Source organism: Bacillus sp. B19-2, from assembly GCF_022832475.1.
Lineage (GTDB): Bacteria > Bacillota > Bacilli > Bacillales > Bacillaceae > Bacillus > Bacillus paralicheniformis.
Window position 1 is genome coordinate 300943 of the sequence record NZ_JALHKQ010000001.1, and the last position, 13632, is coordinate 314574.

General features: G+C 48.4%; 13 protein-coding genes. 11 read left to right on the top strand and 2 right to left on the bottom strand.

All coding sequences use genetic code 11. The features are described 5' to 3' along the window. Positions 1–15 precede the first annotated feature (15 nt). The 9 genes from MST20_RS01550 to argF all read left to right on the top strand — a co-directional run bounded on the left by MST20_RS01550 (position 16) and on the right by argF (position 10886). Positions 16–783 (top strand): prolyl oligopeptidase family serine peptidase, encoded by a 768-nt coding sequence (locus tag MST20_RS01550; protein WP_243939609.1) that lies wholly within the window; start codon positions 16–18, stop codon positions 781–783. 62 nt (positions 784–845) lie between these two features. Next, a complete protein-coding gene (locus MST20_RS01555; protein ID WP_075754968.1) occupies positions 846–1154 on the top strand; it encodes a metal-sulfur cluster assembly factor in 309 nt (102 codons plus the stop codon). Between the two features lie 357 nt (positions 1155–1511). Further along, complete coding sequence (gene argC / locus MST20_RS01560; RefSeq protein ID WP_243939611.1) at positions 1512–2549, top strand: N-acetyl-gamma-glutamyl-phosphate reductase; 1038 nt, start codon at positions 1512–1514, stop codon at positions 2547–2549. 19 nt (positions 2550–2568) lie between these two features. Next, positions 2569–3789, top strand: coding sequence for a bifunctional ornithine acetyltransferase/N-acetylglutamate synthase (gene argJ, locus MST20_RS01565; protein WP_243939613.1), 1221 nt, complete (start codon positions 2569–2571; stop codon positions 3787–3789). Between the two features lie 13 nt (positions 3790–3802). Further along, entirely contained in the window at positions 3803–4579 is a 777-nt protein-coding gene (gene argB / locus MST20_RS01570) for an acetylglutamate kinase (RefSeq protein WP_243939615.1), read from the top strand. Then, the gene (locus tag MST20_RS01575; RefSeq protein ID WP_243939617.1) at positions 4576–5733 is read left to right on the top strand and encodes an acetylornithine transaminase; all 1158 of its coding nucleotides are present in this window, start codon (positions 4576–4578) and stop codon (positions 5731–5733) included. Before argB ends, MST20_RS01575 begins: the two co-directional genes overlap by 4 nt. Positions 5734–5801: 68 nt before the next feature. Continuing rightward, positions 5802–6866, top strand: coding sequence for a carbamoyl phosphate synthase small subunit (locus MST20_RS01580; RefSeq protein WP_243939619.1), 1065 nt, complete (start codon positions 5802–5804; stop codon positions 6864–6866). After that, positions 6859–9948: a carbamoyl phosphate synthase large subunit gene (locus MST20_RS01585; RefSeq protein ID WP_243939620.1), complete on the top strand. Its 3090-nt coding sequence runs from the start codon at positions 6859–6861 to the stop codon at positions 9946–9948. Before MST20_RS01580 ends, MST20_RS01585 begins: the two co-directional genes overlap by 8 nt. Further along, positions 9936–10886, top strand: coding sequence for an ornithine carbamoyltransferase (gene argF, locus MST20_RS01590; protein ID WP_243939622.1), 951 nt, complete (start codon positions 9936–9938; stop codon positions 10884–10886). The genes MST20_RS01585 and argF overlap by 13 nt, the downstream gene beginning before the upstream one ends. A 299-nt stretch (positions 10887–11185) precedes the next feature. Here argF and MST20_RS01595 read toward each other — a convergent pair whose 3' ends face one another. After that, positions 11186–11998 carry an undecaprenyl-diphosphate phosphatase gene (locus tag MST20_RS01595; protein WP_243939624.1) on the bottom strand — a complete coding sequence of 271 codons (813 nt, stop codon included), beginning with the start codon at positions 11996–11998 and terminating at the stop codon, positions 11186–11188. 181 nt (positions 11999–12179) lie between these two features. On the opposite strand from MST20_RS01595, the gene MST20_RS01600 reads away from it, so the two are divergent. Further along, complete coding sequence (locus MST20_RS01600) at positions 12180–12359, top strand: YjzC family protein (RefSeq protein WP_003180573.1); 180 nt, start codon at positions 12180–12182, stop codon at positions 12357–12359. Between the two features lie 71 nt (positions 12360–12430). Here the strand turns inward: MST20_RS01600 and MST20_RS01605 are convergent, their stop codons facing one another. After that, entirely contained in the window at positions 12431–12625 is a 195-nt protein-coding gene (locus MST20_RS01605; RefSeq protein WP_243939626.1) for a YjzD family protein, read from the bottom strand. A 231-nt stretch (positions 12626–12856) separates the two neighbouring features. Here MST20_RS01605 and MST20_RS01610 point away from each other — a divergent pair, with 231 nt between their 5' ends. Then, entirely contained in the window at positions 12857–13591 is a 735-nt protein-coding gene (locus MST20_RS01610) for a hypothetical protein (RefSeq protein ID WP_243939628.1), read from the top strand. Positions 13592–13632 lie beyond the last annotated feature (41 nt).

The following is a 13632-nucleotide window of genomic DNA, read 5'->3' on the forward strand; positions in this document are numbered from 1 at the left end:
GAGGAAGAAACAGTCGTGATCATAATCGAGAAGCAACATATTTCAAACATTCCTCTTTTGCATATTGTAAAAGAGGAGAAAAAAGAGAAAGCTCTTCCTCTTGTTTTCTTCATACATGGTTTTACAAGCGCAAAAGAGCATAACCTTCACTTCGCATATCTGCTTGCCGAAAAAGGAATGCGCGTGATCCTGCCTGAGGCTCTTTGTCACGGGGAGAGGGATGAACAGCTCACTCAGGAAGAGCTCGCCCCGAGGTTTTGGGAGATCGTCACGAATGAAATCAAAGAGCTCGAAGTGCTGAAAAACCACTTTGAACAGGAAAACCTGATTGAAAAGGGCCGTATCGGCGCCGCCGGAACTTCGATGGGCGGCATTGTCACGCTCGGCGCTTTGACCCAATACGAATGGATTACAACTGCCGTCAGTTTAATGGGCAGTCCCGCCTATGTAGAATTTTTTGATCAACAGCTCGCTTTTATGCGTGAAAAGAAAATTGAACTTCCTTTCACAGAAGAACAAATCGAACAGCAGCGCGATAAACTGAAGCGTTTTGACTTGAGTCTGCAGCCGGATAAATTGAAGATGAGGCCGCTTTTATTTTGGCACGGCAAACAGGATGGCACCGTTCCGTTTGCTTTGGCGCGCCGCTTCTATGAATCGACGATTCCGCTGTATAAAGCTCAGCCTGATTTGCTGCATTTTATCGAAGATGAGCGGGCCGGACATAAAGTATCGAGGGAAGGTCTTTTGAAAACAGTCGAATGGTTTGAAGCGTACCTTTAAGTGCTATCGGTTTAGAAAATGAAAGAAGTGCGTTATACTGATGAAAAAAGGAGTGAGGAAGAGTGGATGAAGCATTAAAAGAGAACATCATGGGCGCCCTTGAACAGGTCGTTGACCCTGAACTGGGTGTCGATATCGTCAATCTCGGTCTTGTATATGACGTGGATATGGATGAGAACGGCAAAACAGACGTGACCATGACTTTGACTTCAATGGGCTGTCCGCTGGCGCCGATCATCGTAGATGAAGTCAAAAAAGCGCTCGCAGATATTCCAGAAGTCAAGGAAGTTGACGTTCAAATCGTCTGGAATCCGCCTTGGACACGGGACAAAATGTCGCGATATGCGAAAATCGCACTTGGCATCCAATAAACGTTTTCAGAGCCTGCTCATTCGTTGACAGGCTCTTTCTGTTTCGAAAAGGGAGCCGCCGGAATAGATACGCGGGCGTATCCTGGCAGATCGCCATTCCTGTTATAAAAAAGAACGCTTGTACAAGGCGTTCTTTTTTTATTGCAAAAACGCCAGCCGGCACATTCTCCGGTTTGAAAAACGGAGAATCCGGGAAGATGGGAACGGAGCACGACCAAGCCGTTGAAAGGACCAACGGCGGGAGGAAAGAACCAATATGAAAGGTGAATGAAAAAATATTAAATATACAATTGAATTAATTTTTATTCATGTTATAATGTTAAATAATTTCACAAAGACCAAGAAGGTGAACTTGTTTTGAAAATAGGTATTATAGGTGCTACTGGCTATGGAGGGGCAGAGATTATGAGGATTATGAAGTCTCACCCTTATGCAGATGAATGCATATTGTATTCATCGAGTGATGAGGGAGCCCGCTATGATGCCGCATACCCGCACCTTATGAAACTGACAGATCAACACCTGCAACCAATCGAGGTAAAGAAGATTGCGAACGAAATCGATTTTTTATTTATGGCTGCGCCTCCGGGGGTATCCAGCCGGCTGACGCCACAGTTCGATGCATATGACATACCGATCATTGACCTGTCCGGCGATCTCAGGCTGCAGAACCCGAGCGTCTATGAAAAGTGGTATAAAAGGGAAGCCGCGCCTGAACACGTGCTTCAAAAAGCGGTATACGGACTGTCTGAGCTGAATCGGGAAGACATTAAAACGGCGCAGTACATAGCCAATCCAGGATGTTTCCCGACAGCGGTTCTTCTCGGCTTGGCGCCGCTCGTCAAAAGCGGCAGCATCAACGAATCTTTTGTCATCATCGATGCGAAAACAGGGGTATCGGGAGCAGGCAGAAAGGCGTCGATGGGCACTCATTTTTCAGAGATCAATGATAATTTCAAAATATACAAAGTAAACGAACACCAGCATACGCCTGAAATCGAGCAGACTGTTAAACAGTGGGACTCCGCATTTAAACCGATCACATTCAGCACGCATTTGGTTCCGATGACAAGGGGCATTATGGCGACCATCTACACAGAGCTGAAAGACAGCAAGGATGCCGAACAGCTCCAGTTTATTTTTTCTAAATTTTATAAAGATTCGTACTTTGTCAGGGTGAGAGAACCCGGTGCGTTCCCTGCGACTAAAGAGGTGTACGGCAGCAATTTTTGCGATATCGGCGTTACCGTTGATGAACGGACGAACAGAGTGACAATTGTGTCAGTGATCGATAACTTGATGAAGGGAGCCGCGGGTCAGGCTGTTCAAAATTTCAACATTATGAACGGCTGGAGCGAAACCGCCGGGCTTGAATTTACGCCAATTTATCCATAAGACGGGAGAGAACAAACTTATGATTCAGGTGAGTCAAGACAGCATAAAAAAAACAGACGGAAACGTCGCTTCGCCTAAAGGCTATCTGGCAAAAGGAGTCCACTGCGGCCTCCGCTATTCAAAAAAGGATCTTGGAATCATCATCAGCTCAAGACCGGCGGTGAGCGCCGCCGTTTATACGCAAAGCCACTTTCAGGCTGCGCCGATCAAGGTGACGCAGGAAAGTCTCAAAAAAAGCGCGCTTTTACAAGCCGTCATCGTCAACAGTGCCAATGCCAACGCATGCACGGGAGAGCAGGGCTTAAAAGATGCATATGAGATGCGCCGCCAAAGCGCTGATATGCTTGGGATCGAGCCGGAACTGGTGGCCGTGTCCTCAACCGGCGTCATCGGCGAATACCTCAATATGGAGAGCATTACAAAAGGCATCAGCCTTCTCGCAGAGACTGAGCCTGCCGAAGGCGCTTTCGAAGAAGCGATCTTAACGACAGACACGGTGATCAAACAAACGTGCTATGAACTGATGATCGGCGGTCAAAGAGTGACGATCGGCGGAGCAGCAAAAGGATCGGGGATGATCCACCCGAATATGGCGACGATGCTCGGCTTTGTCACAACAGATGCATGCATCGAAGAAAGCGCGCTGCAAAGGGCATTAAGGGAAATTACGGACGTTTCATTCAACCAGATAACGGTCGACGGTGACACATCGACGAACGATATGGTGCTCGTCATGGCGAACGGATGCGCCGGAAATGAGCGCCTCCATGAAGAACACGAAGATTGGCCGATTTTCAAAAAAGGCCTGCAGCTTGTCTGCACAGACCTCGCCAAACAAATTGCGAGAGACGGGGAAGGGGCGACAAAGCTGATCGAGGTTGAAGTGAACGGCGCCAAAAGCAATCTTGAAGCGCAAATCATCGCCAAAAAAATCGTCGGCTCAAACCTTGTAAAAACCGCGGTTTACGGCACGGATGCGAACTGGGGCAGAATCGTTGTCGCGATCGGGGACAGCATGGCTGCTGTGACACCGGAGAAGGTGGAAATCTACCTCGGCGGCCAATGCCTTTTTAAAAATAATGAACCGCAGCCGTTTTCAGAAGAGCTGGCCAAAACATATTTAGAAAACAGCGAAGTGAAAATTGAGGTTCGCTTGCAGGAAGGTGAAGGAAAGGGTACGGCTTGGGGCTGCGATTTAACTTATGAATACGTCAAAATCAATGCGAGCTATCGTACGTAAAAAGGGGATCACAATGGATAAAACAATCGTTTTTAAATGCGGCGGAAGCGTCATCCGCGAACTATCGGATGAATTTTTTCAAAATCTGAAAGAGCTGACAGAAAACGGCTGGAAAATTGCTCTCGTCCACGGGGGCGGACCCGATATTACAAAGATGCTGAAGAAACTCAATATTCGAACCGAATTCGTCAACGGACAGCGCAAGACGACAAAAGCGGTTCTTGAAGTCGCTGAAATGGTCTTATCCGGTTCGATCAACAAATTTTTCGTTACAGAGCTGACAAAGCACGGCCTTCCGGCTGTCGGCGTATCAGGAAAAGACGGGGGACTGCTCCTTGCCGACTATTTAAATGAAAAACAATACGGTCAGGTCGGGCGCATTAAAAAAGTGAACGTCGGAATGGCCGAAGCGCTCATGGAAAAAGGGTTTATTCCGGTTATCGCCCCCCTCTCGATGACGGATGGCTGTGAGACTTTGAATGTGAACGCCGATTTGGCGGCATCGGCTGTTGCGGCAGCCTTGCGCGCTGACAAATTAATGTTTGTGACAGACGTCAAAGGGATTATGAAAAACGAAGAAATGCTGAAAGAGCTGACGCCCGCAGACATCGAAAGCCTGATGGCTGAAGGTGTGATCTCGGGAGGCATGATACCAAAAGTGGATTCTGCAAAAGAAGCCCTCACAGATGAAGTGGATGAAGTGATGATCGTGAGCGGAAAAGGATCTTTCCTCACGAAAGACGATTTCATCGGCACGAAAATCATCAAACAAAAGGAGGCCGTATCGTGAGTCATTTATTTCAGACGTACAGCCGCTGGAATATCAATATTAAAAAAGCGAAAGGCACGATCGTTCAGGATGAAAAGGGGAACGCTTATCTCGATTTCGTCCAGGGAATCGCGGTCTGCAATCTCGGGCATTGCCCTGATTCAGTGACAGCTGCTGTCAAAAAACAGCTTGATGATGTCTGGCATGTTTCCAATCTGTTTCAAAATGAGCTTCAAGAAAAGGTTGCACAGCTTCTTGCCAAAAACAGTGCAGGCGATCTCGTCTTCTTTTGCAACAGCGGAGCGGAAGCGAATGAAGGGGCGGTGAAGCTTGCGCGAAAACACACGCAAAAAACAAAAATCGTAACGTTTCAGCAATCGTTCCACGGACGGACATATGCGGGAATGGCCGCAACCGGACAGGAAAAGATTAAGCACGGATTCGGACCAATGCTTGAAGGATTCCACTACTTACCATACAACGAGCCGAAAGCATTTGCCGAATTGCAGGGTGAAAAAGATATCGCGGCGGTGATGCTCGAGCCGATTCAAGGCGAAGGCGGCGTCATCCCGGCGAGCAGGGAATTTCTGCAGAGCGTTCAAGATTTTTGCCGCGAAAAGCAGGCTCTCCTTATCGTTGACGAAGTTCAAACCGGAATCGGACGCACCGGTAAAGCTTTCGGCTATGAACACGAAGGGCTGTCACCTGATATCATCACGGTCGCGAAAGGGCTGGGCAGCGGTTTTCCGGTCGGAGCCGTCATCGGGAAAAAAGAACTTTCAGAAGCGTTCTCTCCGGGTTCCCACGGCACGACATTCGGAGGGAACATGCTGGCGATGGCTGCAGCACACGCCACGTTGGAGACCATTTTTGAGGGAAGCTTTCTTGAAGAAGTGAGCGCCAAAGGTGCATTTTTGCATCAACAGCTGAAAGATAAGCTTCAATTTCCGTTTGTAAAAGATATCCGCGGGAAAGGGCTGATCGCCGGAATCGAGTGCAAAGAACCTGTGCAGCCGCTGATCGAAGCGCTTCAAAAGGAAGGCTTGCTCGTTCTTCCCGCGGGCCCGAACGTGATCAGACTTCTGCCGCCATTGACGGTTGCGAAAAGCGAAATCAAAGCGGCCGTGGAAAAGCTGAAAGCTGTCATGGCACATCATTCAGCTGTAAAACAGTAATTTTTTTTCGATATACAAGTATAAAAATTCATGAATATCATTATTTATTCATCAAAGGTGGGCATAAGATGGAAGGATATTTAGTTCTTGAAGATGGTACATCCTTCAGCGGTGAACTGGACGGTCTTGACGGCTGCACCGGTGAAGTCGTCTTTTTTACGGGCATGACCGGCTATCAGGAGGTTTTGACAGACCCTTCTTATAAAGGCCAGATCATTGTCTTTACGTACCCGCTGATCGGCAACTACGGAATCAATAAAAGCGATGATGAAAGCAAACGGCCTCAGGTAAAAGGGGTTGTCGTCTATGAAGCGTGTGACTGGTTTTCCCATCATCAGGCGACAGAAAGCCTTCGGGAATACTTGGCGAAGTGGGATGTTCCGCTTTTATCGCACGTTGACACAAGAGCGGTTGTCCAGCATATCAGGGCAAAGGGGACGCTGAATGCCAGACTGACGCAACAAAAGGACGGCATTCCGGCTCCGCGCAAACTGGAAAACTATGCGGCACAGGTTGCCGGACAAAACGAAAACGGCGCCTTCGGGGAAGGCAATATGCATATTGCGGTGATCGATTTCGGCTATAAAAAGTCGATCGCTTCATCGCTTGCAAACCGGGGCTGCAAAGTAACGGTCGTTCCCTATCAAGAGATGGACGGCATTTCAAAGCTGAATCCGGACGGGATCGTCCTTTCAAACGGGCCGGGCGATCCGAAAGCGATCCTTCCATATCTGGATGCGCTCCGGGATATCATCTCTTCCTATCCGACTCTCGGCATCTGCCTCGGACACCAGCTGATCGCGCTCGCATTCGGAAGCGATACTTATAAGCTTCCGTTCGGCCACAGGGGAGCCAATCATCCAGTCATGGACAAAGAGACCGGACGCGTGTTCATGACAAGCCAAAACCACAGCTATGTCGTTGATCGGGACACCATCAGCGAAAATGAATTTTCCGTCAGGTTTCATCATGTCAACGACGGTTCAGTAGAAGGGCTGATGCATAAAACACTGCCTGTCATATCCGTTCAGTTTCATCCGGAAGCCCATCCGGGACCGGCTGAAAGCGAATGGATATTCGGCGAATATTTGCAGAAATTGAACGAAGCAAGGAGAGAGATCGCCCATGCCTAAAGATCAAACCATCAAAAGCATTCTCGTTATCGGATCGGGGCCGATTATTATCGGGCAGGCCGCTGAATTCGACTACTCCGGAACCCAGGGCTGCATGGCGCTGAAAAGCGAAGGCTACCGGGTGATTTTAGTCAACAGCAACCCGGCGACCATCATGACCGATGAATCTTTTGCAGATGAAATCTATTTTGAGCCCTTGACAGTGGAAAGCCTCACACAAATCATCAAGCGCGAAAAACCGGACGGACTGCTCGCCAATCTGGGGGGACAGACAGCGCTGAATTTGGCTGTCGAGCTCGAAAAGGCCGGTATTCTTAAAACATACGGGGTAAAGCTGCTTGGAACATCTGTCGATACGATCGAAAAGGGCGAAGACAGGGAAAAATTCCGCGCCTTGATGAAGGAGCTGAACGAACCTGTGCCGGATTCAGAAATCGTTGACAATCAAGATGATGCGCTTCGTTTTGCGCTCTCAATCGGTTTTCCGATTATCGTGCGGCCGGCCTATACACTGGGCGGAAAAGGAGGCGGCATCGCGGCGACGAAAGAGGAGTTCCTGCCTTTAATCGAAAGCGCCCTCCTCGCAAGCCCGATTCATCAATGCCTTGTCGAAAAAAGCATTGCCGGTTTTAAAGAAATCGAATACGAAGTCATGCGTGACAGAAACAATACATGCATCACCGTCTGCAATATGGAAAACATCGATCCGGTCGGCGTCCATACGGGGGATTCGATCGTTGTCGCCCCGTCGCAGACATTAACGGATGCGGATTATCAAATGCTTCGTTCTGCCAGCTTAAAGATCATTTCCGCGCTCGATGTTGTCGGCGGCTGCAACATTCAATTCGCTTTGGACCCGGAAAGCAAAAATTATTATGTCATCGAGGTGAATCCGAGAGTCAGCCGTTCATCGGCGCTCGCCTCAAAAGCGACCGGCTATCCGATCGCAAAAATGGCGGCTAAACTGGCTGTCGGCTACACGCTTGCCGAGCTGAAAAATCCGCTCACAGATTCGACATACGCCAGCTTCGAGCCTGCGCTTGACTATGTCGTCGTCAAATTTCCGCGATGGCCGTTCGACAAATTCAAACAAGCCGACCGTAAGCTCGGCACGAAAATGAAAGCGACCGGAGAAGTCATGGCGATTGACCGCAATCTTGAAGCGGCCCTGCAAAAAGCGGTCGCATCCCTTGAGCTGAAAACGTCAGGAACCCATTTGCCCGAACTTGGCGGCGTATCTTCAGAAGTGTTGTGGAAGCTGCTTGAGACCCCTGATGACCGCCGTTTCTTTGCGGTCATGGAGCTGCTGAGCAGGGGGGCTTCCATCAGCGAGATACATGAGAAAACGAAAATCGATAACTATTTCCTTCATGTGTTTTCTAACATCATTCAGCTGGAAAACATGTTGATGCAACAGGGAGACGCGCTGTCCGTCAGCCTTTTGAAAAAGGTGAAAGAAAAGGGATTTACCGACTTTACGATCGCTTCCCTCACCGGAAAGACGGAAGAAGAAGTGCGCGCGCTCCGCAAGAAAATGGGCATTGCCGCATCCTTTAAAATCGTCGATACATGCGCAGCAGAATTTGATGCGAAGACAAACTATTTTTACTCGACGTATTTCGGGAAAAGCGACGGAGACATCTCTCAAAAAACGAAAAAGCGCGCACTGATTATCGGTTCCGGCCCGATACGGATCGGCCAGGGAGTCGAATTTGACTACAGCGCCGTGCACGGCGTCATGACGCTGAAAAACCTCGGGTTTGAAACAATTATGCTGAACAACAACCCGGAAACCGTCAGCACGGATTATGAAATGGCAGACCGCCTGTACTTTGAACCGATTACACCCGAGCATATTCTCAATGTCGCTGAAGCGGAAGACATCGACTTTGCGATTGTTCAATTCGGCGGCCAATCCGCCATCAATGTGGCTGAAGCGATTGAAAAAGCGGGCATCACCCTGCTTGGGACATCATCGGAAACCCTTGACATACTTGAAGATCGCGATCAATTTTATCAGCTTCTTGACGAGCTCGGCATCTCCCATGCCAAAGGAGAAACGGCTTCATCAAAAGCGGAAGCGGTGCAGAAAGCGAACGAAATCGGCTATCCTGTGCTGATCAGGCCGTCATATGTGATCGGCGGTATGGGCATGATGATCGTTCACTCCGAAGCGGAGCTCAGAGAGCTGCTGGGCGGAGCGTCGCAAATGCCTTACCCGATTCTGATCGATCAATACGTATCGGGAAAAGAGTTTGAAATCGACCTTGTCAGCGATGGCGACGATCTTTATATCCCGACTTATATCGAGCATATTGAAAAAGCGGGCGTGCATTCAGGTGACAGTTACGCGATTTTGCCGGGGCCTTCGGTCACTCCGGAGATGAAAAGCGCCGCGCGGGATGCTGCCGCAAAAATCGTACGCAAGCTCGGATTTAAAGGTATTATGAACATTCAATTTATAGCGGATGCGGATGAACTGCTCATCCTTGAAGTCAATCCGAGGGCGAGCCGGACGGTTCCGGTTGTCAGCAAGGTGATGGGGGTTCCGATGATCCCGCTTGCGGCGCAGCTGTTGGCCGGTTCGTCACTCAAAGAATTGAAGCCCGCCGCCAAAAACTCACACGGCGTTGCCGTGAAGTTTCCGGTCTTTTCATCGCACGCTATTCAGGATGTCGATTTGAAGCTTGGGCCGGAAATGAAATCGACCGGAGAAGGCATGTATGTCGGCTTCAATCCGGAAAGCGCCCTGAAGAAAATCTTTGCGGGAATCTGGCAAACGAAAGGCTGCATTTACATGGAAGGGGCCGGTGAGCTTCGTTCTCTCGCAGAACAGGCGGGTTTCACCGTACAGTCGGACGATTTTCCGGGCTGGATCAAACGGAAAGACAAAGCGCTGCACATCCATTTAGCCGAATCAAAAGAGGCGAGCAAGCAGCGAATGGAAGCCGTCACCCACGGTGTGGCGGTAATGACGGAGGAAGAGACGGTGCGGGCATTTTTGACGAGCGGGCATGGAACGACTAAAGCCGTGTCGCTTAAAGATTTATATAAAAAGGAAGTGGAGACATGTCTACTGTAAACATCGGGGCGACCCGGGAAATCAATCTGTCGGGCAACGATTTTTTAAGCCTGAAAGACTTTTCAAAAGAAGAGATCGTTTATTTGCTGAAAGAGGCAGCAGAGATGAAGCAAAATAAAATTCAAGACATCTTTAAAGGAAAAACATTGGCGATGATCTTTGAAAAGTCGTCGACGAGAACGCGCGTATCATTTGAAGCCGGAATGGCGCAGCTCGGCGGAAACGCCCTGTTTTTAAGCAGTAAAGACATGCAGCTGGGCAGAGGGGAAACGATCGCAGATACCGCGAAAGTGCTTTCGGGTTATGTCGACGCGATTATGATCCGCACATTCGAGCACGAAAAAGTCGAAGAGCTTGCCAAGCATGCCGAGATTCCCGTGATCAACGGATTGACCGATCTTTTTCATCCGTGTCAGGCGCTTAGTGACCTCTTGACGATTCAAGAGATGAAAGGAACATTAAAAGGGCTGAAAGCCGTTTATGTTGGAGACGGAAACAATGTCGCGCATTCGCTGTTAATCGGCTGCGCGAAAGTGGGATGCGACATTACGGTCGCTTCGCCTGAAAGGTATGAGCCGAATCAGGAAGTGGTAAAACTGGCCGAGGGATTCGCCGAAGAGTCCGGAGCGGCCGTCACAATCACAAATGACCCCGTGTCAGCCGTTCAACATGCGGATGTCATCTATTCCGATGTGTTTACAAGCATGGGCCAGGAGAAGGAAGCCGAAGAACGGATGAATATCTTTGCTCCTTATCAGGTCAACAGAGCGCTTGTCTCCCATGCCAAACCGGATTACGTCTTTCTGCACTGCCTTCCTGCCCACCGGGAAGAAGAGGTCACCGCAGAGATCATCGACGGCCCGAATTCAGCGGTATTCCAGCAGGCTGAAAACCGCCTTCACGTCCAAAAAGCTTTATTAAAAGCACTGTTATCTTAAATAAAAAACAGCTGATCACAATTGATCAGCTGTCAGCGTGTCGACAAACCCTCGCATTCGTTGTCAGGCCTGCGCGTCGGTGCTCACGAATAGGTGAAGGATCGGCGGCTAACCGCCCAGGCGTCCTGCCTGAACGCCGCCGTCATCACATCCTGTGAAAGTCAGCTTCCGATGCTCAGCCTTCCTAGACTGCAAGGGTTGCGGGTCACGCTGAAGGAATGACAAAATCCCAAAACAAAAAGTCGTTTTGGGATTTTGTCAACAATCTAACAGCTGATCACACTTGATCAGCTGTTTTTTTAGGCGAATATCAAAACGGCGATGCCGATGACAAAGCAGTAAATCGAGAAATAAACCAAGTTTCCTTTCGCCATAATATTCATGAACCAGCGCAATGAAAAGTATGTAGCGATAATCGATGCGATGAACGCAAACAAATAAGGAAGGAAAAGCTCCCCTAAACGCGGATCATGAAAAATATCGGTAATGCTTAAAATGGTCCCGCCAAGACTGACCGGTATGTACAGTAAAAATGAAAACCTGAGCGCGGTTTCAGATTTGAGACCGAGCGCCATCGCAGGAACGATCGTTGCTCCCGAACGGCTGATACCGGGAACAAGTGCCACCATTTGCGACAAGCCGATGATCACGGCGTCTCTCAGCCTGATTTCGCCGTCGTTTTTCCGGCCGCGCAAATTGCGAATGAGAAACAATGCCAGACCCGTGATCAGCAAAGTAACCGCGGTGATCCGTACGCCGTCTTTAAAGAAAGCCGAAATCTCATCATCAAATAAAACGCCGATGACACCGGCAGGAATCGTGGCGATAATCAGATAGATGATAAACCTGAAGTCCGCTTTTCCTTTTTCATTTTTTGTTGTGACATAAGACAGTCCGTTTACCGCCAGCCTGAAAATATCGTTTTTATAAACGAGCAATACGGCAATTAAAGAACCGGCATTCATCAAAAGCTCAAAACTGAAGCCTTCAATGTTCAAGCCTAAAAAGTGCTGTGCAAGCACCAAGTGGCCGCTTGAAGAAACAGGAATCGGCTCTGTGAATCCCTGAAGCAACCCTAAAAGGATATACTTGATCAACATTAAAAAATCCATGATACTCCTCCGTTTCCCACGAGTTGTGACGCCCTTTTAAAAGACGGAATGAACGGGCGGTTCGTTTCAATTTTCGGAACACTTTTTTCATTAAACTACACAAAGCAAACAGATGTAAAGATAAAATCGACATGTTTTTTGGGAGAGTGGGGTAATCTAATCATAAAAGGGAGTGAAGCAAATGGGACAGCAGCGTCAATTCCGGCCGGGTCAAAAAGCGCCCAATAATGGAGTGTATGTGGAGATCGGCGAAACGGGGAGCATGGTTCAGAATCCTCAGCAAATCAAATTGAGCGCCGGCGAGTTCTTCCCTGAAACCTCCAACCATAACCGGCTCTGGACATATAAAAGAAAGCCTTAAAAAACAGCCGTCGGCTTTTTCGGACGGCTGGCTGTCTAAAGCAAAAAACCCCGCTTTCAAAAGCCGGGGTTTTAATGTTGACTTGCATCCTGTTTAACAGGCATAATTTCTCCAAGAACAATAACGGCTGCGGTGATGATAAAGCCCATAATGACACTGGTTTGTAGGTCATACCCAGCACCGTTCATGGCGCCGACAATATAGCAGGCCATCTGCGTCAAAAGAAATGTCCAGAAAAAAGCGACCACAAATCGCACGTTTTCCACCTCGTCCTTCTCATTCAATTCTAAAACTTATCATACCATATACATAGCCAGCTGGAAAAGACATTTTAGTGAACAAGACAGGGCTTTCAACTCTGTTTTCAGAAATATCATAAAGGACATTTTATTAAAGTTCATTTTTCATCATGAAGACTGGGACTTTTCCTTATTCGTTTGCTGCACGTACGACATAAAATAATGAGCAGATTACGGCAGGAAGGAGGCAGGCAAGTGATGAAAATAACCGAACGTTTTTTTCAAGTGGATTCAGAATGGAACGTGGTTCATCTTCCGTACAAGCCGAACGGTTTTCTGGTGTTCATTTTCGGCGACCGGAACCATTTCGTCGGGGAAGATTCGAGCTTCTGGCTTCAGCATTACGGGAGAAATCAGCTTCTAACGAGCCTGAGAAACAAAGGCTACACCCTGGTAAACAGCAATTTGTTCGGCAGGCACTGGGGCTCCGAAAAAGCGGTTGCATATGCTAAACAGCTGATTCATTACGTGTTCAAACAAGAGATTTTAAATGAAAAAATTCATCTATTGGCGGAAGGCACAGGCGCCCTCATTGCAGATGAGCTCCTTCGCTCGATCCCGAACCAAATACGTTCTGCAGCGATGGTTAATCCTTGCCTCGATCTTCAGGCTCATCATAAACGAGAAAAAGAAAACAAGTTTTTCTACAAACAGTTTATTAAAGAAATTGCCGCAAGCTACCGAATTACGGAGCGGGAGGCTGCCGATTATCCGTTCAAAAGCATCTCCCCTTATCAAAATCTCGTGCCCGTTCATATTTGGCAAAGACTGAACGGCTCACCGTATCCGTATATGATTCATGCCAAAACGTTTGAGGAGCGCCAGCTTAAAGGCCGTCACAGCGTGGGACTTACCCTGCACCTGTCTGAACATCCTCAGCGCATTCATTCAGCAATCGCGAACTTTTTCAAAACGCATGAAAAAGTCTTATAGAGAATAGAATAATAGCAGCCCGAAAATGGTGAAAAGGGCTG